Annotated in this window: 17 protein-coding genes; 15 read left to right on the top strand and 2 right to left on the bottom strand. The window is 47.1% G+C overall.

Annotated features, from left to right (window positions below):
• Nucleotides 1–66: 66 nt before the first annotated feature.
• Nucleotides 67–2,535 (bottom strand): hypothetical protein, encoded by a 2,469-nt coding sequence (locus HY272_11660; protein ID MBI3773341.1) that lies wholly within the window; start codon nucleotides 2,533–2,535, stop codon nucleotides 67–69.
• A gap of 216 nt (nucleotides 2,536–2,751) precedes the next feature.
• Nucleotides 2,752–3,243, bottom strand: a complete 492-nt coding sequence (gene trmL, locus HY272_11655; GenBank protein ID MBI3773340.1) for a tRNA (uridine(34)/cytosine(34)/5-carboxymethylaminomethyluridine(34)-2'-O)-methyltransferase TrmL — start codon at nucleotides 3,241–3,243, stop codon at nucleotides 2,752–2,754.
• Nucleotides 3,244–3,827: 584 nt separating this feature from the next.
• On the opposite strand from trmL, the gene HY272_11650 reads away from it, so the two are divergent.
• The 15 genes from HY272_11650 (at nucleotide 3,828) to HY272_11580 (ending at nucleotide 21,180) form a co-directional block, all read left to right on the top strand.
• Nucleotides 3,828–4,325: a transcriptional activator RfaH gene (locus tag HY272_11650; protein MBI3773339.1), complete on the top strand. Its 498-nt coding sequence runs from the start codon at nucleotides 3,828–3,830 to the stop codon at nucleotides 4,323–4,325.
• Nucleotides 4,326–4,543: 218 nt separating this feature from the next.
• Entirely contained in the window at nucleotides 4,544–5,668 is a 1,125-nt protein-coding gene (locus HY272_11645) for an iron-containing alcohol dehydrogenase (GenBank protein MBI3773338.1), read from the top strand.
• A 44-nt stretch (nucleotides 5,669–5,712) separates the two neighbouring features.
• Entirely contained in the window at nucleotides 5,713–6,876 is a 1,164-nt protein-coding gene (locus HY272_11640) for a DegT/DnrJ/EryC1/StrS family aminotransferase (protein ID MBI3773337.1), read from the top strand.
• Between the two features lie 19 nt (nucleotides 6,877–6,895).
• Nucleotides 6,896–7,561 carry a glycosyltransferase family 2 protein gene (locus tag HY272_11635; GenBank protein ID MBI3773336.1) on the top strand — a complete coding sequence of 222 codons (666 nt, stop codon included), beginning with the start codon at nucleotides 6,896–6,898 and terminating at the stop codon, nucleotides 7,559–7,561.
• A gap of 4 nt (nucleotides 7,562–7,565) precedes the next feature.
• Nucleotides 7,566–8,636 (top strand): N-acetylneuraminate synthase family protein, encoded by a 1,071-nt coding sequence (locus HY272_11630; protein ID MBI3773335.1) that lies wholly within the window; start codon nucleotides 7,566–7,568, stop codon nucleotides 8,634–8,636.
• Nucleotides 8,633–9,331, top strand: coding sequence for a glycosyltransferase family protein (locus HY272_11625; protein ID MBI3773334.1), 699 nt, complete (start codon nucleotides 8,633–8,635; stop codon nucleotides 9,329–9,331). The genes HY272_11630 and HY272_11625 overlap by 4 nt, the downstream gene beginning before the upstream one ends.
• Before the next feature lie 16 nt (nucleotides 9,332–9,347).
• Complete coding sequence (locus tag HY272_11620; GenBank protein MBI3773333.1) at nucleotides 9,348–10,655, top strand: DUF4910 domain-containing protein; 1,308 nt, start codon at nucleotides 9,348–9,350, stop codon at nucleotides 10,653–10,655.
• Nucleotides 10,648–11,643, top strand: a complete 996-nt coding sequence (locus tag HY272_11615) for a GNAT family N-acetyltransferase (GenBank protein ID MBI3773332.1) — start codon at nucleotides 10,648–10,650, stop codon at nucleotides 11,641–11,643. Before HY272_11620 ends, HY272_11615 begins: the two co-directional genes overlap by 8 nt.
• Before the next feature lie 90 nt (nucleotides 11,644–11,733).
• The gene (locus HY272_11610) at nucleotides 11,734–12,822 is read left to right on the top strand and encodes a radical SAM protein (protein MBI3773331.1); all 1,089 of its coding nucleotides are present in this window, start codon (nucleotides 11,734–11,736) and stop codon (nucleotides 12,820–12,822) included.
• A 25-nt stretch (nucleotides 12,823–12,847) separates the two neighbouring features.
• A complete protein-coding gene (locus HY272_11605; protein ID MBI3773330.1) occupies nucleotides 12,848–13,972 on the top strand; it encodes a DegT/DnrJ/EryC1/StrS family aminotransferase in 1,125 nt (374 codons plus the stop codon).
• Between the two features lie 73 nt (nucleotides 13,973–14,045).
• A complete protein-coding gene (locus tag HY272_11600; protein ID MBI3773329.1) occupies nucleotides 14,046–15,842 on the top strand; it encodes a carbamoyl transferase in 1,797 nt (598 codons plus the stop codon).
• 2 nt (nucleotides 15,843–15,844) lie between these two features.
• Complete coding sequence (locus tag HY272_11595) at nucleotides 15,845–17,056, top strand: class I SAM-dependent methyltransferase (protein MBI3773328.1); 1,212 nt, start codon at nucleotides 15,845–15,847, stop codon at nucleotides 17,054–17,056.
• A complete protein-coding gene (locus tag HY272_11590; protein ID MBI3773327.1) occupies nucleotides 17,053–18,003 on the top strand; it encodes a methyltransferase domain-containing protein in 951 nt (316 codons plus the stop codon). Before HY272_11595 ends, HY272_11590 begins: the two co-directional genes overlap by 4 nt.
• A 15-nt stretch (nucleotides 18,004–18,018) precedes the next feature.
• Nucleotides 18,019–19,647: a hypothetical protein gene (locus tag HY272_11585; protein MBI3773326.1), complete on the top strand. Its 1,629-nt coding sequence runs from the start codon at nucleotides 18,019–18,021 to the stop codon at nucleotides 19,645–19,647.
• 3 nt (nucleotides 19,648–19,650) lie between these two features.
• The gene (locus HY272_11580) at nucleotides 19,651–21,180 is read left to right on the top strand and encodes a lipopolysaccharide biosynthesis protein (GenBank protein ID MBI3773325.1); all 1,530 of its coding nucleotides are present in this window, start codon (nucleotides 19,651–19,653) and stop codon (nucleotides 21,178–21,180) included.
• Nucleotides 21,181–21,291 lie beyond the last annotated feature (111 nt).

Genomic DNA, 21,291 nt, shown 5'->3' with positions numbered 1-21,291 from the left:
TGACTGTTTGATTTTATCCCCTCATCCTAGCCTTCTCCCTCAGGGAGAAGGAACTAAAACAAGCCTCTAATTTAACGGCACCAATTCCGGCGTCGATTTAAAGCCACGGCCATCGCCGAGTTGATATTCAGAGCCGTCACCCCAGCAATAAAGTTTTTTGGTGGTGCCGCTGGTGGTGCGCAGACCGCAAGTCGTTTGCTTGCCAAGCGCTAACATCGGTGCGCCCGTGACAGAGGAAAGTTGCCAGTCAGCATAAGAGCTGGCGGCTTGGGGGGTTTGTTGCGGATTTGAGCTTGTGCCTGTTTGTCCTGCGCTATTGTTGCCCCAGCAAAACACAGTTTTGTAGCTGGGGTCATTGGGGGACTGGCTAACGGCGCAGCTATGGTCGTCGCCTACGGCAACATCAATCCAGTAGGCGTTGTTAAGGCTTTCTTGATATGGGAATAAGGTATTGCCTCCGGTGCCGTTACCTAGTTGGCCCTTGCTGTCATTGCCCCAGCACCAGAGGGTGTTGGCACCAGTAATGACATTATGGCGAATACCGCAGGTGTGTTGTCCGCCGACGCTGACCTTGATCCAGTCCGAGGCATGCGTGCAGGCAACGTCGATGCAAACTTCCTTGGGGACAGGGACGGGAGTGTTTGTGGTGTTGTCGCCGATCTGCCCATAGGTGTTGTCGCCCCAGCACCAGAGCGTGTTGTTCTTAATCGCACAGGTATGTTGGTCGCCGGCGCTGACAGTGCTCCAGTTGGTAGCAGCAGTGTTTTCTTGTTGCGGAGTTTCTGTTGGAGGACCGGCGACCACATTTCCGAGTTGGCCCGAACTGTTAGCGCCCCAACACCAGAGGGTGTTGGCACCAGTAATGACATTATGGCGAATACCGCAGGTGTGTTGTCCGCCGGCGCTGACATATTGCCAATCGTTGGCAAGGCTTGATTCTTTTGCAGGCGACCAGTAGGTATAAGTTGCTGCACCGGGCCGTCCGAGCTGTAATTGGCTGTTGTCTCCCCAGCACCAAAGGGTGTCAGTAGATCCGGCATCGCTTCGGATAGCACAGGTGTGGTTGGTGCCCGTAGAGAGTTGCTTCCAGGTGGGTTGTGGGTTGAGAGGCGGGTTGAAATTGAGTTTATCTATCAAATTCGCCCGACTTTGCACAGTGCCATCGCCCAGCTGGCCATACTGGTTGAGGCCGCCACAATAAATGACGCTCCCCAGGCTGACGTCATCAAGAATACCGCAGGTGTGACCAGCGCCAGAGTCAACTTGTTTCCAGGCCAGTGGCGTGATGTTGGTTGGCGATGAGGTGTTGATCATCGAGCCCAATCCTAATTGCCCCTGGATATTCAGCCCCCAACAGTAAAGTTTGTCGCTATTGTTGATGGCGCAGGTGTGGGAGGCGCCACTGGCCACCCTCTTGACGCCGACACTGCTGGCCACCTGTTGCGGGGTGGCGACAGGTGCAGTAACACCGCCCCCCATCTGCCCATAATCACTGTTGCCCCAGCACCAAAGCGTATTGTCGGCTTTGATGGCGCAGGTATGCGTGCTGCCGAGCGAGAGGCTGGACCAGGTAGTGCCGATATTAATGTAGGTTGGGATTGTTGCGGATGTTGTCGTGCCATCCCCATATTGCCCAAAACTGTTGTCGCCCCAGCAGTAAAGTTTATTGTCGAAACCACCGCCCGCTACTTCGCGACGGATGCCACAGGTATGTTCGCCGCCAGTACTGATCGCGTTCCAGTCGGTGGCGGCGCCAACCTGGGTAAGAGTATTGCGGTTTGTCGTGTCGCCGATGCCGACACCAAGTTGTCCTTTGTTGTTTTTACCCCAGCACCAGAGGGTGTTGTTGAAGCTTCCACCGCCAACGTCAACATGACGGATGCCGCAAGTGTGGTCGCCGTTGGCGCTGATCGCAAGCCAGTCAGAGTCAGCGCCGATCCTTGTTTGGCTGGGCTTCTCTGCAAATGTACCATCACCCACTTGGCCGGATGCGTTCGCGCCCCAGCACCAGAGCGTGTAACCGCTCTTGATGGCGCAAGCGTGATTATTGCCGAGGGCGATGCTGATCCAGGTGTCAGTGCCAATCAAAGTGGGGTTTGATGTTGGTAGTTTGGTATCATTTCCAACCTCCCCATTCGTATTTATTCCCCAACAGTACAGCTTGTTTTGCATGTCGAGCGCGCACGTGTTCTGGGCGCCACCTTCCACCTGCGCCCAGGTTTTGGTGATCTCAATAGGGAGGGGGGTGCTTTGGTCTTCAACGCTGCCGCTACCCAGTTGCCGGCTGGTGTTTTGCCCCCAGCACCAGAGCGAATTATCGATTTTTTTGATGGCACAACTGTAGTTGTCGCCTACGCCCAAAGTCTTAAAGCCAGTGACGGGCTCGGTTGGTGTGGTGGTTCCACTGCCAGAGGGGGTGGTGGTCGTTGCTGGTTTTTCAGTGGCTTTGGCCAGAGTCGGCGTGACGCGGGGATTATCAACGCTGGAGTCAATGCAACCCTGGAAGGCGAATGACAACGCTAGAATGAATAACATTACCAAGGATTGATTTATTGATCCGGCCTGATGAAGTTTTAACTTCGATTTGCACGGACGCTTCTTGTCCAGGAACCAGCAGCCGAAGGCCGCAGCAACTTCCCTTCTCCCGCGAGCGGGAGAGGGTGCCCCGGAGGGGAGGGAGATGGGCGCGACTTCAAACATATTTATGCCGTATCAAAAGACTGAATATAACCCTGCCGGTAACGAAATGAATCACGCGATGTGCTCCTGAGCAATAACCCGCGGGGCAATGGCAAACCCCTGCTGCCGCCACGCCTCATACACAACCACCGCCACCGTATTTGACAAATTCAGGCTGCGGCTGTCCGGGCGCATGGGCAATCGTAACAGCTGGTCAGGAGAAAGTGTGCGCCGGAAAGGTTCCGGTAACCCACTGGTCTCCGCCCCGAACACCAAGGCATCACCCGGCTGATAGTCAACATCACTGTAATTTCGCTGGCCGCGCGTCGAAAGAGCAAAAACCCGCGAAGGTTGTATCGTGGTCAGGAAATGGTCAAAGTCCGGATGTTCCCGCACCTGCGCCAGATCGTGATAATCCAGCCCAGCCCGCCGTAACTGCCTGTCTTCCAAGGTAAATCCCAGGGGATGGATCAGGTGTAGCCAAGCCCCGGTATTGGCGCAGAGCCGGATCACGTTACCCGTGTTGGGCGGGATTTCGGGTTGATAGAGGACGACGTGAAACATATGAATTTAGTCAGATAATGCTGTGTTGGAATTTAGATATGTTGATAATTTTATATAAAAATCATATGTTTTTCTATGGCCGCGCATAAATGTATAACGCATTGTTATACATCACGTTAGAGCAGGGAGACGGATGCCGCCTCCATTTTAAGCGAATGTTGACATGCCATGTCATCGTCGGCGACAAACTGATAGAATTTCCGGGTTTAACGGCGTGATCGGTTTGCGGTTATAATGCGGGCGGTAGCGTTAGGGTACATAGGGAAATTTGTATCCAGTCGATTGATTGTTGAGCTTGATAGCGGGTTGAGCGAGCGATCCATGCTGAAGTATCGTAAGTCGGCAAAGTAATTGCATCTCGCCATCAATAAATAACTGTTGATTGTGATTCGTGCAGTCAAATGAGTTAGCGACACTGCTTGGATCATTAAGCATCTGTAGGATTCGGGGAAGGGAAGTACAGGATGTTAGAAAGCAGATGCAGAAGCTCGGAGCAATCTGGTCGGTCACAAGGACAGTCAGCGCCAGCGCCTGATAAAGAAGATATGTCCTTATTGTTGTTCAGCAAAGGAATTTGCTCTGACATGCCTTGGTATGTGGTGCAGACCAAGCCGCGTCAGGAGCGTGTCGCCGAGGAAAACTTGTCGCGCCAGGGGTATCACTGCTATCTGCCCCGTATCAAGATAATCAAATTTGTACGCAATCGCGAAGTCATTCAACTGGATCCATTATTTCCAGGGTATGTTTTTTTTCAGCCCGCTCATGCCGAGCATTCCATTGCGCCAGTGCGCTCAACGTTGGGCGTGCTAAAGATCGTTCGTTTCGGTGAAGAATTCGCGGTAATGCGCCCGAAAACGCTGGAAAACATCAGGCAGTTTGAAATGCAGCAGCATGCCACACAGTACGCGGAACTCACCCCAATCAAACCTGGTGTCGTGGTTCGTGTGGCAAGTGGACCGTTGGCTGGACTGGAAGGCTTGGTTTCCAGTATTTCGGAAAAGCGCGTGGTCGTTCTGTTTCAATTGTTAGGGCAAGACACCCAAGTAAGATTAAGCCCGCACCAGCTTAAGTTGGCAGGTTAGTATCCCGTTGCGCCCCCTCTCCCGCATGGCGGGTTGGGGAGAGAGTATAGCCCGTGTCGGGCGGTATTCAAAACCGCCTGACAGCGGAACAATTTAGATTTAATTCTATGCTGTGCATTTTTGATAAGGTGCAAAGGCAGGGCGGTAGCGTGGCTAATTGGCTGGCTAGCACGAAGCTAACCAGGATTACCTGATACAACATATTTTAGGAAAAAACGATGAGTACCTCTATTCTTGATACTGGCATCAAGCTCGTAAAAAATGTGGGTAGGTTTAACTTCGGTGCTGGTTGTCTAGATGAATTACCGAAGCATTTGGCGGTTCGTCGCGATCTCGCAGCCAAGGAGGGAGAAAACTCTAACGTCATATATCTCATTGACGAATTTTTTGCCAATCAAAAAGAGATGCTTATCCGGGTGGGTGTAAATCCTCAGGACAGAATTGAATTTGTATCTACTCGCGAGGAGCCCAAGACAGACGCAATTGACCAGCGTGTTGCGGCGTTAAAGGGGGCGGGGTATTCAAGCCCCGTGGCGATTGTTGGAATAGGTGGCGGCATCACTTTAGATACGGCGAAGGCTGTGGCCAACCTGTTTACTAATGGTGGACGTGCAGAACAATATCAAGGCTGGGATCTGGTTAAGGTTCCCGCTGTTTATAAAATCGGAGTCCCTACAATTTCTGGTACGGGCGCTGAAGCAACGCGAACCTGTGTTATGACCAATACTAAAAGCGGGCTGAAGCTGGGGATGAATAGTGATCACACCGTTTTTGATCACATTATTCTTGATCCGGATCTTACCTCGACTGTTCCTCGTGACCAATATTTCTATACGGGAATGGATGCCTATATTCATTGTATTGAATCAATGGCGGGTAGTTATCGTAATGCCGTAGGAGATGCTTATTCCCGCGAAACAGTTAATCTTTGTCGGCAAGTGTTTCTGTCTGACGATATGATGTCAAACGACGGCCGTGAGCGGCTGATGGTGGCCTCCTATCTGGGCGGGTGTGCCATTGCGGCCAGTTATGTGGGGTTGGTACATCCGTTTTCAGCTGGGCTTAGTGTCGTGCTGGGGCTGCATCATTGCGTGGCTAATTGCATTGCCATGCGGGCGATGCAAGAATTTTATCCTGAGGCTTATGATGAGTTTTGGCTTATGGTAGATCGTCAGAGAGTGAATATCCCTTCCGGCGTTGCTCAGGGGCTTACCGAGAATCAATATCGTGCGCTCTATGAATCAACGATTATTCATCAGAAGCCGCTTACGAATGCCTTAGGGGCTGATTATCGCAGTATTCTCACATATGACAAAGTGGTGTCACTGTTCCAAAAAATGTGATTTTTTATTGGGGATGGCGGGATTATTAAAGTGGGGTTGTTGATATGCCAGGGTTTGAACTCATAGGTGCAGAAGAACAAGCTGAGGTTAATGATGTTTTTGCGCATGGCGGTGTGTTGTTCCGTCACGGTTTTGATGGGTTGCGGAATAATTGCTACAAGGTGCGTGAATTCGAGGCCGCGTTTGCAAGTGCTATGAATGTGCCTCACGCGCTGGCGGTTACCTCTGGGACCGCCGCGTTGCGTGTAGCTCTGGCGGCGCTGGAGATTGGTCCAGGCGATGAAGTTATCACTCAGAGCTTTACCTTTGTTGCCACTGTTGAAGCGATTATTGAGTCAGGGGCAACGCCGGTATGTGCAGAAATAGACTCGACATTTAATCTTGATCCAGAAGATTTGGAACGACGCATCACTGAGCACACACGTGCTGTTATAGTGGTTCATATGCTCGGGACGCCGGCGCGATTGCCTGAGATTAAGAAAATATGCCAGAAGCATGGGTTGTTTTTGATAGAGGATTCCGCTTGGGGATGTGGCGGCAGTTTAAATAATAAACCGCTAGGTACCCACGGAAATATAGGGACTTTTAGTTTTGATTTCGCCAAAACCATGACTACCGGAGAAGGTGGAATGGTTGTGTTTAACTCCAAACGGCATTATGAGCTTGCGGCCGCTTGGCATGATCATGGACATGAAAATAATCCCGCTGTGCCACGGTGGGAAGATACGCGTTCCGGAAGTGGATTTAATTATCGCATGATGGAATTGCAAGGTGCTGTGGGGTTGGCGCAGTTAAAAAAATTACCGCATGTTGTCGCCGCTCAACGTGAAAGTCGGGCCCGGATCTGGAATGCTATTCATGATCTGCCGGGAATTACTGCTCGTGAGGTGCCTGAAGGTTCGTTTGAAACCGCCGATGCTCTGGTATTTACAGTATCAGATCGAGAAACGGCTTTGCGTTGTCGTGCCGCTTTGCTCGATAAGGGGGTGTCTACCAAAATCTTGCCGGAGGCAACTACATGGCATTTTGCGGCAACTTGGACGCACATGCCGCAACTAGTAAACGCGCATGGTGGTGACGTGACATGTGCTTTCCCTAAGTCTAAAGCCTTGCTTGACCGAGCGGTGTCGTTACCGGTTATGGTTAAGATGGCGGAGGACCTGCCTGGAAAGATTCTTGCAGCGCTTTCCAGCGCGCTACGGGCATGATTTGTCGAAGGATGTCGAGATGACTAAAGTGCCAACAGTTTCCGTTCTGGTTCCGGTGCATAACCAAGAGAAATATATTGGGAGGTGTTTACGTTCCCTTTTGGCGCAAAATATGCCTCGCGATGCGTTTGAGATTGTTGTGATAGATGATGGTAGTCATGACCGTACACCTTACGCATTGGAGTTGTTCTGTGACGAAATTACTCTGGTGCGTAATGATGCCAATATCGGCTTGCCGGCTTCGCTTAACCGGGGCATTCGTGTGGCAAGCGCACCTTTTGTCGTGCGAGTCGACTCGGATGATTATGTTAATGCCAATTTTTTAAGTGTGTTAAGTCTATTTTTGGCGAATAACCATTATATGGACGCAGTGGCTTGCGATTATCTGTTGGTTGATGATCGAGAGGATGTTTTGGGTCGTAAAAGCTGCGTGGATGATCCTATTGCATGCGGAATAATGTTTCGTACAGAACAGCTTATAGATATTGGTCTATATGATGAAAGTTTTTTGTTGCATGAAGAGCGAGATTTGCGTCTGCGATTCACGCAGAAGTATTCGATTTATAGAGTGGAGTTACCGCTCTATCGCTACCGGCGTCATGAGGCAAATATTACAAACAACGCGGAAGCTATGGGTATATATATGAGAAAATTGGTAAAAAAACATGGTGAGGGGGCTCGCTAATTCTATGACGGCAATCACATTAGGTAACTCCATAGTTAGTCCATATGCTCGTCCTTACATAATCGCAGAAATAGGCGTAAATCATGAAGGTTCTTTGGATCAAGCTCGTCGGTTGATAGACTTGGCCAAGGAGGGTGGTGCTGACGCCGCTAAATTTCAGAGTTATAAAGCCGATACTTTGGCCTCAAAACATTCGCCAGCTTATTGGGATACCACTAAAGAACCAACACTCAGTCAGCACCAGCTTTTTAAAAAATATGATAACTTCGGACCGGACGAGTACATAGCGCTAGCTAAACATTGTCATGAAGTGGGTATAGATTTTTTGTCGACACCATTTGATGATGCTGCAATTGAGTTTCTTGATCCTCTGGTGCCATTTTACAAGATTGCTTCCGCTGATCTCACTAATATTCCATTTTTGCGTAAGGTTGCGGCAAAAGGTAAACCGGTTGTGCTTTCAACGGGAGCCTCGACCTTGGGGGAAATTGATATCGCGGTTGATGCGCTAACTAAAGCTGGTTGTCAGGATATTGTCTTATTGCACTGCATACTTAATTATCCCACCAATAATGCTAATGCTCATTTGCGTATGATTTCAGGATTGCGGAGGGCGTTTCCTGAGCGGCTCATTGGGTATTCGGATCACACTCTGCCTGATGATGCTATGACGTCACTGGTGACGGCCTTTCTCCTAGGTTCGGTTGTGATCGAAAAGCATTTCACACATGACAAGACCTTGCCTGGCAATGATCATTATCATGCGATGGATTTAAAAGACTTGGCGCGTTTTGTTGACCTGGTAGACCGAATTGGCAATTTGCTGGGACCTTCAGATCACAAAGCGCCGATATCCACCGAGGCGATTTCCCGGCTTAACGCACGGCGCAGTATTGTATTAACCAAGGATGTGCCTGTTGGGCATCGATTGGGAAGTGGTGATCTCACGTATAAACGTCCGGGGACTGGTGTAAGTCCCTTGTATTGGGATGAAGTTCTTGGGAAATCAGTGAGTCATTCACTAAGCGCTGATCATGTTTTGCAATGGGCTGACCTCGATAACACTAAGGTATGAAGGCTAGCGTTGTTGCCATTGTTCAAGCGAGAATGGGGTCCTCGCGTTTTCCAGGAAAAATGCTTGCTAAGCTCGGATCGTATCCACTGCTTGAGTGGGTGTTGAGACGGGTTAGTCAATCCCAACAATTGGATCATGTGGTTCTGGCTACCTCTGATCGACCAAGTGACGACTTGTTGGTGAGTGTCGCTGAGCAGTGTGGAATAAAGGCATTCCGTGGCAGTGAATCAGACGTCCTTCAGCGGTTTGTGGGGGCTGCCAGGCAGACGCGAGCTGACTGGGTTGTGCGTGTTTGTGGAGATAATCCGTTTATTGATCCGGGGGAGATCGATCGATTGGTAGAGTATTTTGCCAACAATCCCTGTGACTACGCATGTAATCACCTTGATCGCCTGAATAGTCATTACGCTGACGGTTTTGGTGCAGAGATCCTGAGCGCCAAGTTGTTAGAAAAAATTAATGAAGTTGCTAACGAATTACGGTATCGGGAGCATGCGACACTATATATTTGGGATCATGTTCATGATTTTCAAATTAAATCCGTGTCAGCGCCTACTGCGCTTGCGTATCCACACCTTCGTTTTGATGTCGATATGCAGACTGATCTAGCAAGGTTGGGTGATTTTGTGAAAGCGGGGGTGACCTTCTCTACGCCAGCCTCAGAGATTGTTGATTTGGCTCTCGCTGGGATCTAGAAACTAACATTCAGCCATGACTCAAACTAAAGTGTTGGAAACAGAGTTTGACTTTTATTTGAGACGACTTTTCCCGATTACTCGAAGTCTAACCGGTAATGGTAATCGCGAAACGCTGGAAATACTGAGCGAAATTATTCCAATTGCTCAATATGAGGTACTTTCCGGAACGCCCGTCTACGACTGGGTTGTGCCGGACGAATGGAATATCCGTGATGCGTGGATTGCGACCGCGGATGGTCAGCGTGTAGTTGATTTTAAGCAAAATAATTTGCATGTCGTAAGCTATAGCGAACCTGTTAATCTCAGTATGACCTGGGATCAGCTCAAGCAGCACATTCATGTTCATCCCGAATTACCAGGGGCGATTCCTTATCGTACGAGCTACTATCGGCGCGATTGGGGTTTCTGTGTTACGCATGCCCAATATGCAGAGCTTGAACGCATTGATGGTCCATTACAAGTGATTATCGATAGCGATCTTAGCCCTGGGGCGTTAACGTATGGTGAATGCCTAATTCCTGGACGATCAAAACAAGAAATCCTAATTTCGTGTTATCTCTGTCATCCTTCGATGGCTAACGACAGTCTGAGTGGCGTGTTGCTCACTGCCTTTCTTGTGCGGCGCATCGCTGAAATGAAAGAAAGGAAGTTTTCCTATCGTGTCGTGTTTGTGCCAGAAACGCTCGGTGCGATTGCTTACTGTGCGGCAAATGAAGCGGCTATCAAGCAAATCGATATCGGTTTGGTAGTGACTACCGTCGGTGGCCCAGGAAAATTCGGATATAAACAAAGTTGGCAGCTGGGGCATGCGATTAACAGGATGATTGAACAAGTTTTTAAAGAGGCGGGACAAGAGTTCATTGCTTATCCGTTCGATATTCATGGAAGTGATGAAAGGCAATACTCTTCTCAAGGATTTCGCGTTAATTGTGCAACGATCTGTAAAGATCGTTACTATGAATATCCAGAATATCATAGCTCATTGGATAATTTGGAATTCGTTAATGCCAGACAAATAGTTGCTACCTATGATTTATATCTCCGGCTTATCGCAAAAATCGAAAACCGGAAGATTTATCGTAGCCGTATTCCATATGGAGAAGTGATGCTCTCACGGCATGACTTATACCCTGCGCAGGGTGGAGCCCAGAGGCCTGAACTCGGGGGGCGCTCTGAGCTTGATCTTATTCTTTGGTTATTATTCCGGTGTGATGGCCGTAACTCTTTGGATGATATTGCCTGCGAGCTGGGTGTGAATAGTGAAGTTTTATTTCCTCTTGTGGAGCGTTTGAAAGAAAGAGGGGTGCTGGCAGATGTCTAGCTCAAAGCTTGAGCTTGTGCCGGTGCGAAAGGAAGATGCATGGGATGAGATGGTTTGTCGTTCTCCTCAAGGGACAGTGTTTTCAGATCGGCTATATCTTGATGCGTCAGGATGCAATTATCATTTGTATTGGGTTAAACAAGGATCAGAAATTAAGGCCGGAGTTGCTCTAGTTGTATCAAATGACGATACACGCTGTGAGATGGATGACTTGGTGATTTATGGCGGGCTCATGTTTGATCTGGATATGAATCGGCCATATGTTAAGCGTAGGCATGATGAATTTCAAATTGCTGAATATGTTATAGAGCAAGTTACACAAAAATATGTATCAATTGAGTTTCAGTTGGCGCCGCAGTTTCTCGATCTGAGACCATTTCTGTGGCACGAATATCATGAGCATCAGAGTCGAGGGTTCGGATTCGATTTGCGATATACATCTTATGTTGATATTTCAAGCCTACAAGGCTTTGTTGGGCGAGAAGAAGAATCTCCCTGTTTTTGCAATATGGAAACGGTAAGGCGGTATAGTGTGAGGGAGGCCCGGCGGAAGGGTGGCTCTGTTGCGTGCGTGTTTGATAGCGATACTATCGTTGATTATTATCGTCACTTGATGGAGCGTCAGGGAGAGGCTCAGTCATCTGCTAAGTTATCTAACATGAAAAAGGTTATGGATGTTCTAATGGAGGCTGGCAGAGGTGCTGTTTACCATGTTCTGAATTCAAAAGAAACTGTAATTTACTCAGTGTTTTATGGCTGGGATACTAAGCGCGCATATTATCTTTTTGGTGCGGGACATCCAGAGATTAGTGAGTCTTGGCAGGGGACTTTGGCTCATTGGGAAGCATTCAAAGACTTAGCTAAGCGCAAATCCATAAGAGAGGTAGATATGGAAGGCGTTAATAGTCCAAAGAGAGGATGGTTTAAACTCGGATTTGGTGGAAACCTTAGCCCCTATTATCACGTTTATAAAAGGGAGTTGGGTTAGTATTTTTCTTGATCTAATGTTAAGAATTGAACATAACTTTACAGTTAAGCTAGGCCAACCTAGAAATTCAATAAATTGAGAGGATATAACATGGGTGAAAAATACACGCCGGTCAATAAGGGCCATTTCTATGAGCTGGAGCCCCCAGAGCGTGTCGCGGCATTCGTTGAAAAGTTGTCCAGGGGTTGGGAAGAAGAGTACCGAGAATATCGAAGGCTCTGGAATGAACTTCCTGAAAAAGGTGAAGTGAGAGATTACCCGCTCTTGGTTGATCTGGAGACGGTGTCACGATGCAACCTTAATTGCCCAATGTGTCCGACGGTTACGGATGAATTTGTTGAGAAGCGAGTTAAGCCCTTCAAAAAGGGGCAGCTAAGTTTTGATGTTATTAAAAAAGTAATTGCAGAAGTGGCGGGAAAGGTTTATTCATTAAGATTAAGTTGGATCGGTGAGCCAACACTTCACCCTAAATTAATCGATGCAGTGAAGTTGGCGAAACAGAGCGGCATCAAAGAGGTTTCGTTTTTGACGAATGGATATCGGTTAGAGCTTGATTATTTTATTAAGCTTGTGGATGCGGGAATAGATCTTATTACTGTTTCCATTGATGGTATGGGTGAGACCTATAATCAGATACGAAAACCACTAATATTCGACGAGACCTTGAAGAGGCTGCAAGATATTTCCGATTATAAGAAGGCAAACAATCTGGAGAAGCCGTTAATAAAAATCCAAGGTGTATGGCCAGCCATCAGAGAAAATCCGGAAAAATTCTATAATACATTCGCCCCAATCGTCGATCTAATTGCGTTTAATCCGCTAATTGATTATTTGCATAACGATACAAATATTGTTTATGTGGACAATTTTGCATGTCCGCAGCATTATCAGCGAGTAGTTATTGGTTCAAATGGTAAAGCGTCGATGTGTAGTAGTGATGATTTCATGGATATCGACATAGGTGACATAACTACGCAAACAATTCATGAAATCTGGCATGGAAATAAATTTAAGGCAGTTCGTGCAATACATGCTAGGCCCGATGGGTTCAAGGAACTTAAGCCGTGTAAGAATTGTTTCTATCCTCGCAAAACCGCGGCTGATGAGGAGGCTATGATCAATGGTCGGTTGATCAGGATAGAAAACTATATAAATCGTGCTCAAGTGGTCGGAAAATAGTAGAGATGTGTTGTAGGTGTTCTGGATGACGACTCGTTTGTCTGCTGAAGAATTGGGTATAAGTGGTCGGCTGGAGTTGATGCTGTGTCGGCTTCATCAGAGAAAATATTGTCACTTGGTCGGAAATGCGACAACCGGCCTTTATCTCGCGTTAATGATTCAAGGGCAGCGCGGGCTAAAGGTCGGAATTCCTAATAGTGTGTGCCCCAATGTGCCTCTGGCGGTGTATCTCGCAGGGGCTGAACCGGTTTATCTTGATGTCTCAAGGTCAAATTTGGGTTTATCTCCGTCTGCCCTAGATGGAGTATCCGATTTAGCCACTATTATTGCTGTTCATGCCTACGGCATGCCATGTGATATCGAAAGCATTGAGGCATATTGTGCCGAAAACAAGGTATGTCTTATAGAAGATGCGGCGGTTGCGCAGGGGGCGATGTTGGGGAGGCGTCCTGCGGGATCTTTCGGGGCGATGTCGGTTGTCAGCTTCGGTGCCGGGAAAGTTGTTGAAGCGGGTGGGGGTGGGGCAATATTAACTGATGATAAGGAAATATATCAGGCGTTAGTGAGTCTTAGCTTAAAGTTGCCGAGTTATACAGATACATTTGGTCAAACCATCTCGGAACTGGGTGCTTATCATACAAAAATTTATAACGAGCAATATCTCGCGCGAAAGTATGAAGTGCTTCCAAAATTATTTAAACAACGGGCGCTGCAAGAAGGGGCTTCATTCTTATATCAATTTCCAAGGGAGCTTGAAGCTACAATTGGCGACAAAATCCAAGCATTGCCGAAGCTTATCCAAACGCGAACCGATAATGCGAGTTTTCTAATTGATCGGTTAAGCGGTTACGAAAGCATTGGTATTTACCCGGTTATGTTTAGTCCTGGGGCAGTGCCGTGGCGTTTTAATTTGCTCGTGGAACGAAAGCGCGATGAAATTTTACGTTCACTGCTAAACAGCCGGGTAAAAATAAGCAGTTGGTATCCGTCTACAGACCTGTTTTTCGAATGTCGATCTGAATCCCTGGTAACAACGCCCGTGGCTGATGCTGTCTCGGAAAATATTCTCAACGTGTGGATTAACGAAACTATAGACAAGGCATATCTACGTGATATTTCTCAACAGCTTATTCAACGGTGCGCCGAGTAGCTCGCGAATCTGACATTTCGAGAGACTGTCTGATATTACGATCGAAAATTACTTAAGTATGGGGCGATAATTAATGTATTTACTTTCTATGTACACCAATATGCCTTCTAGTGTCTCGTTGTTTGACGGGAAAGAAGTACTCGCGGCAACACATGAGGAGCGATTTACAAGAAGAAAAAATGATGAGGTCTTTCCAGAGAGATCAATTGACTATTGCTTAAGTCGCGCAGGAATTTCCACGTCGGAATTAGATGGTGTTGCTATAGCAAGTTATATTGCCCCTTTCGATGACACGATCTGTCATAGAAGTCAGTGGACTGTGGAAGACTATTTAAGAGAGCAACATGAGAGATGGCGACCATATCTGGTTGAACGGACTAGCGAGCTCAAATCTTTGTTGGATATTTTTCCGGAAAAAATCGATCTGAATATGTATCCGGCAGCTTATTGGCGGGAAAATTATAAAAAAAGCGATCGAAATGAGCATTATCCAGAGGACCGAGTAAAGATAGTTGCCAATTACCTGGGTATAGACGTGTCCAAGGTGCATCGGATCGATCATCACCGATGTCATGCGGCATATTCTTATTACGCGTCGCCATTTCGAGGTGAAAAAATATTGGCCCTCACCGTGGATGGTTGGGGAGATGGTATGAACGCAACCATCGGAGTCTTTGATGAAGATGGCAAATATGAGCGTTATTATGCAACCGATCAGTGCTCAATAGCACGCTTCTACCGGTATATGACCCTCGTATTGGGAATGAAGCCTAATGAACATGAATATAAGTTGATGGGGCTTGCTCCTTATGGAAGGGAAAAATATGCCAAAAAGGCGTTGGAAGTGTTTCGGCGTACTTTGTACGTGGATGGCACGGAATTTAAATGGAATGAAAAGCCGACAGATAGTTATTTTTGGTTCCGCGAGCGACTGGAGGGAGTGAGGTTCGATAACATCGCTTGGGCGCTGCAGTCCTGGGTAGAAGAACTCTTGTTGGAATGGGTTCGTAACTGTATCGCGACCTATGGAATTCGTAAATTAGTAATTTCTGGTGGGGTTGCCATGAACATCAAAGCGATGGGCAGAATTGCAGCTATGCCAGAAGTCGAAAATCTTTTTGTGGGAGGCTCTGCTAGTGATGAATCGATGGCGATCAGCGCCGGAATTTGTCTCGCTGAGGATATGATTCGTGCTGAGGGTAAGAGTTGGGACAGCCGGTCCGTGTATTCACTGCCCCACCTTTATCTTGGGCCGGAGGCTTCATTTGAGGATGAAGAATCAGTGCTCAAGATACTCGATAAAGATAAATATATTGTTGAGCGTGATTTTACGCCTAGAAGGATTGCGTCATTACTTAAGGATGGGAAGATCTTGGCGCGCTGCGCTGGAAGAATGGAGTTTGGCCAGCGCGCACTCTGTAATCGTTCAATACTGGCCGATCCAAGCAGTTTGCGCGTCAAGGAAAAAATTAATGCCGCTATAAAGAGTCGTGATTTTTGGATGCCGTTTGCACCTGTGGTAATGGATAAATACGTACACAAGTATCTCATCAACCCTAAGAGCCTAGAGTCGCCGCACATGACAATTGGGTTTGAGACTACAGATGAGGGATACGATGCGATGATTGCTGCTTGTCACCCAGCGGATCGAACGGCTAGAGCGCAAATTCTGCATCGTGAGACAAATCCAATGGTTTATGAAATATTGGAGGCGTTCGAATCATTAACTGGCCGTGGCGCGCTGCTTAATACAAGCTTTAATCTCCATGGGTATCCTATTGTTAATACTCCGGCTGAAGCGTTAGACGTGTTGGAGCGAAGTGATTTAGATGGTTTAATTCTTAATCATGCGCTAATAATGAAGGTGTAAAAATGTCAAATAAATTCAAAAAAGAAGTGCTTACCGCTTTCCAAAAGGTTAGTCCCTCGCGAATAAATATTGAAGATGACGAGATGCTGCGGAAATATACGCAGAGTCATTACAATCTCTTTTTCCGTAAATTGAAATTTCCACCAGAATTGTTTAAGGGGAAAACGGTCATAGATTTTGGTTGTGGAACAGGCGAGGTTGATGTCGTTCTGGCTAATTGGGGAGCGGACGTAAGGGGGTTCGATTTCAATCCGATTTCAGTTGAGCGTGCTAATGGGCTCAAGGATAGATTTAAAGTGCCCGGCCAGCTGAGGTTTTCCGTTGGGGATATTGACGCTTTTGAAATTGAACCTGCGAGCGCTGATTTGTCTGTGAGTTTTGGCGTTATCGCTCATGTGCCAGATCAGAAGCATATGTTCCAGCGCATGGCGCAAACCGCTAAACCAGGAGGATATCTCATCTTGGGTTATGTCGAGGATGCTGGGTTAATTCAGCGCCTGTTGCACCGCGCGATTGTTCGGGTAAATGCAGACAAAACTGACGAGGAAATTTTTCGTATTGCGCAGACCTGTTTTGCAGAACATATCGATCGTTCAGTCCAGTATGGAGGGCGAACGGCCGCCAGTGTTATTAACGACTATTTGGTAAACCCGCATTATCTAGGACTATCAAGTAATACGCTGATGAACTGGGCAACTGGGCTGGGATTGGAGTTTTACTCTACATGCCCTAATACCGATTTGCCATTTGTGGTTGACTCACCTTATTTCATGCCAATCTCCCGAACGTCTGAGGTTTATAAATTATTCACGAGTCTTAATCGATTGCGATGGCTTTTTGCTCAGCAAGAAGATTCAACGGTCTTTTCGGAGATTAAGGGGGATATGGATGATCTTGGTGAGAAAATCGAGACCTTTTTAAGTGGCCTTAACGGCATATTGCAAGACGAGGTTTATACTGACGTTTCTCTTGCCGATTTTAGGGGGCAACTGCGCGCAGTCAGTGACGCGTTTGATCGAGCCGGCTTGGCCGTTTTGGCTTATGCGCGAAAACATCTCGAAGAGTTGGGGGGCGAGTTGGATCGTGTGTTGACGTTGATAGTTCGTAAAGCTACGGAAGGTAAAGATTTTGATTTGAAACAGGTTCAGGGCTTATTATTTAAGGGGTATAACGGTTTGGGGACTAACTATACGGTATGGCATAGGCCTGCATGAATCAGTGGTTGTTCGTAACCACTAGATTGTGGCGTTATTTCTCCCTGTATTTTTTAAAGCCATTTGATGCAGTTAACGATACGCTGACCGCTAGTCTTGTATATCGTCTAAATTGGTCCGGAGACTTCGTTGAAATCGGCTCTGGTGATGGTGTATACAGCTATATAATGCATGGTGGTAGCTTTCCGATTTGGTTCGATCGTTACTTGTTAACAGATCTCGGTCGAGCAGATATCTATGATACGCATCGGGAAAATATCTTGCCTAGAGCAAACTCATTAGATTTTCCAATTATCAAAAAAGCAATAGATGCCAAGCGAAGCCATGTGGAAAAAATAAAAGAGATCGGGTTTGCGCAGGAAGCGATTTGTGCTCCATATGAGCAGTTACCTTTACTTTCTGAATCAGTTGAAGCTGTTTTCTTCTATACCCCACATGGGTTGAAAGATCACCTACGGGCGCTGGATGAGGCAAGGCGCATTCTTAGGCCTGGTGGTCGAATGTTGATACTTCTATATGATAGTCGATTTAAGAGCGCTTTTCTTTGTCACTGGCTTGCTCAATCGCTGCCGGGCGCATTTGGACGTTACTTCGAGCGGCTTGATAGCGGGCGTTACAAAGAAATCACAAACCTCTCTAAATTACCTGAAGAATGGGAAGCGTTGTTTAGACAATGCGGATTCTCAGTAGTGAAGTGCAATGTCGGTCTGAGTACGTTTGCTTGGAAGGTCTACGATATCCAAACTCGCCCGTTACTTAAGTCGCTAATTCGTTTATTTAATATGCTCCCAAGTTTTTTGCGGACGCTATTTAAAATAGTCTGGATGGTAATTTGGTTTCCGATAATTCTGGTGTTTTATGTTTTGTTTTCAAGAGAGTTTGTGCGCATTGGAAAAACTAATTGCTATCTAGCGTACGAGCTAAAAAAATCAACATCGAATAGTTAAGGCATGGGGTCGGGTTTGCCAGGCAAGTTGAGTTATCTAGAGGATATTGATCGCGGATTTCATTCTATTTTTTGGGGGTCAGTTGAAATCACGGATGCGCTGAGATTTCTGGAATCACAACAACCGGTTTTTTTGGGGCAACTTGCAGAGTTGCTTAATGACTATCATGGTTGGAATCGATCAACGGCATATTATGATTTGTTGTGTGGTGACTGGCTGATGCAATTCAGTCATGTCTTATATGCCGCGTATCAAGAGGTGATGCGCGGTAATAGTCCAAGTTTGGATCATCGACCATTTCCAGTATTTAGCGATCGTGCGGAATTTTTACGAGCCAACGTCTATGATTTTTCCTTTAATAACCAAATACGAGAACTGGTTTCAGAGGTGTTAGATCGCGGAAAGGCAGCGGCTCGGGCTTTTGTGCAGGGTAGTACGACATGTGGTGATGAAACAGGGGGTGGCGCGCGGCGGAGAATTCTTAACTCGCTGGTTCAGAGAATTGGTAAGCGGCGGGCGCCTTTTGTATTCTGTAATCCATATATTAAATGTTCACCAATGGAGTGGGTAAAGACGCTCTATGATTGGCGCGGTTGGGCGCGTCAGGAGAGCTACTCTTACCCCGTTGCGGTGAGGGCACAGCTTGATGTTGATTGGCGTCGCAATGAGTCATTTAACACATCAATAGTTACATTTCTGGATGTCTTTCGGACGCTCCTGCCGATTTATTTGCCAGTTGTTTATCTCGAGGGGTTTGCTGCCTATCGTCAGCAGGTTTTCAATCTAAAGTTACCGAGGCCAAGGGTAATTTATACGGCTAGTAGCCTGCACGGTCATATCCTATTTAAGACTCTAGCAGCAGACTGGCGCGAGGAAGGCACAAAAATACTTAATCATCAGCATGGTGGTGGATATGGCCTTGGGCTAATAGAGCCAAACGAAAGTTATGAAATTAGATTGTCGGATAGATTTTATACGTCGGGCTGGACAAATCAGATAAGGAAGGTGAAGCCGCTAGCGTTTCCAATGCCCATTTTTTCTCGTAAATCAGGTCAATCGGTAAGGGTATTGCTCACATTGCTGGCGATGCCACGCTATGTGTATCGAATTCAGTTTGCTGGCATGCCTGGGACCAATGAGCTGATGATTTCTAAAACAGTGGATTTTGTCCAAAAGCTGAATGGCAAGGCTGAATTGGTGGTTAGGGCATCTCCCAATGACTACGGATGTGGCATGGTTAACTCGCTGCTGCGGGTAAATCCTAACCTGCATTTTGATGATTTAAGTGTATCAGGGATGCGCTCTTTTTTCTCTTCTGCACTAGTTGTGCATAACTATCTTGGATCATCATGGCTGGAAACACTGGCAATGAATATTCCTACAGTATGTTTTTATGATCGAGACGTTTATGTCTTCAGAGATGCGGCTCAACCTTATATTGATGGATTAGCGGCAGTAGGGATTCTTCATCAGGATGGTGAAGCGGCAGCCCGGTTTGTTTTAAAAGTGATGGATGATCCCCATTCGTGGTGGCAAAAACCAGAGGTACAGAGCGCGCGCCAGTTGTTTGTAAGTAGATATGCCAATTTCTCTCCAGATTGGCGTCGGCAGTGGGAAGTTGAGTTTTTTTCCTGGATTAACTGATTTATGAGTGGTTCTACGCGAACACGCTTCGTGGTCACGGTCGGAGCCAGTTTATTTCGGGCACTACTTAGCTTTGCTACCGGGATGTTGTTAGCGCGCTGGTTAGGGCCAGAGTCTTACGGCAATATGGCCTTTCTTCTGGGCACATTTCTGGGTGTCCGACAATTACTGGACATGGGAAGTTCGTCAGCATTTTTTACTTTTCTGTCTCAACGGTCGCGATCAAAGCGCTTTGTTAGAATGTACTTTGTTTGGCTAGTGATACAGTTTTTGATCCCTCTAGCCGTCGTCGGTCTGATTTTTCCTTCGCAATGGATCGAAACTATCTGGCATGGCGAGCAGCGGGGTTTGGTGCTATTGGCTTTTGTCGCCGCTTTCATGCAATACAGTGTTTGGCCGGCCATTCAACAGGCTGGAGAATCTCAGCGGCAAACCGTTTGGGCACAGGGTCTCGGTGTACTGGTAGCGGCGGCACATTTGCTAGCAGTAGTGTTGCTCTGGTGGTTGGGCATGCTTGGACTTGGCGCGATTTTCGCTGCCATCGCAGTGGAGTATATGTTGGCGGCTATTGCATTGCACAAAAAGTACGTGTATGCGTCCACGGGTGAAGCTAGTTTAGCTGGCAGTATGGCAGAACCATTGTTTCGTAAGTATCTAAATTATTGTTTACCCCTAATTCCTTATGCATGGATAGGTTTCGCTTATGAATTTGCTGACCGATGGTTGTTGCAGAATTATGGTGGTAGTGTTGAGCAAGCCTATTATGCGGTTGGTGCACAGTTTGCTGGTATTGCGTTGATAGCGACTTCATCCATTCTCCGCATTTTCTGGAAGGAGATTGCGGAGGCTCACCATCAAGGAGATTATGCACGCGCAGGCATGCTTTATCAGAAGGTCTCCCGTCTACTGTTCCTGGTTGGGGCAATGATCACCGGATTTCTTGTTCCCTGGGCAGAGAATTTGTTGCATCTAATGCTAGGCACGGCCTATGTCGGGGGGGCGGCAGCTTTAGCTATCATGTTTCTCTATCCAGTCCACCAGTCCATGGGGCAGATTGGCGGTACCATGCTCTACGCTACCGAACGAGTATCGATACAGGTTGTTACTGGTATTGTTTTCATGATTGCCAGCATGGGGGTGACTTATTTGGTGTTGGCGCCTGAAAATGCGGCTGTGCCGGGGCTAGGGCTGGCTTCTGAAGGCTTGGCGCTTAAGATGGTAGTGATGCAAATTATACAGGTTAATGTGATTGCTTATATTATAGCTCGTATTTGGAGTTGGCCGTTTGATTGGATTTATCAGCCGGTAAGCTTATTGGGATGCATGGGTTTGGGTTGGGTGGCTGCAATGGTGGCCGGTATGGTGAGCAGCTCGTTTTCTTTGCTTATTACAATGGGGTTCGCGGCCCTGATCTATTTTATACTTGTTGTCGGCTTTATATATTCCATGCCTTGGCTGGCTGGGTTGACGAGAAAAGAATTGGTTGATGATGCGCAGCAGGTTTACCTTGCTGCGGCGAGACTGTTGAAATAAGAAAACTTTTCCCGCTGATATTGGTATAAAAAACGCCATGGTCGATATTGCGATGAATGGAGTCAGAGGCGGGTGGTACTTGATATGAATAGATCAATGTTTTGATAAACA

The organism is Gammaproteobacteria bacterium (genome assembly GCA_016200485.1).
Taxonomy (GTDB): Bacteria; Pseudomonadota; Gammaproteobacteria; order Tenderiales; family Tenderiaceae; genus JACQEP01.
This window is presented reverse-complemented; position numbering and strand designations above follow the sequence as displayed.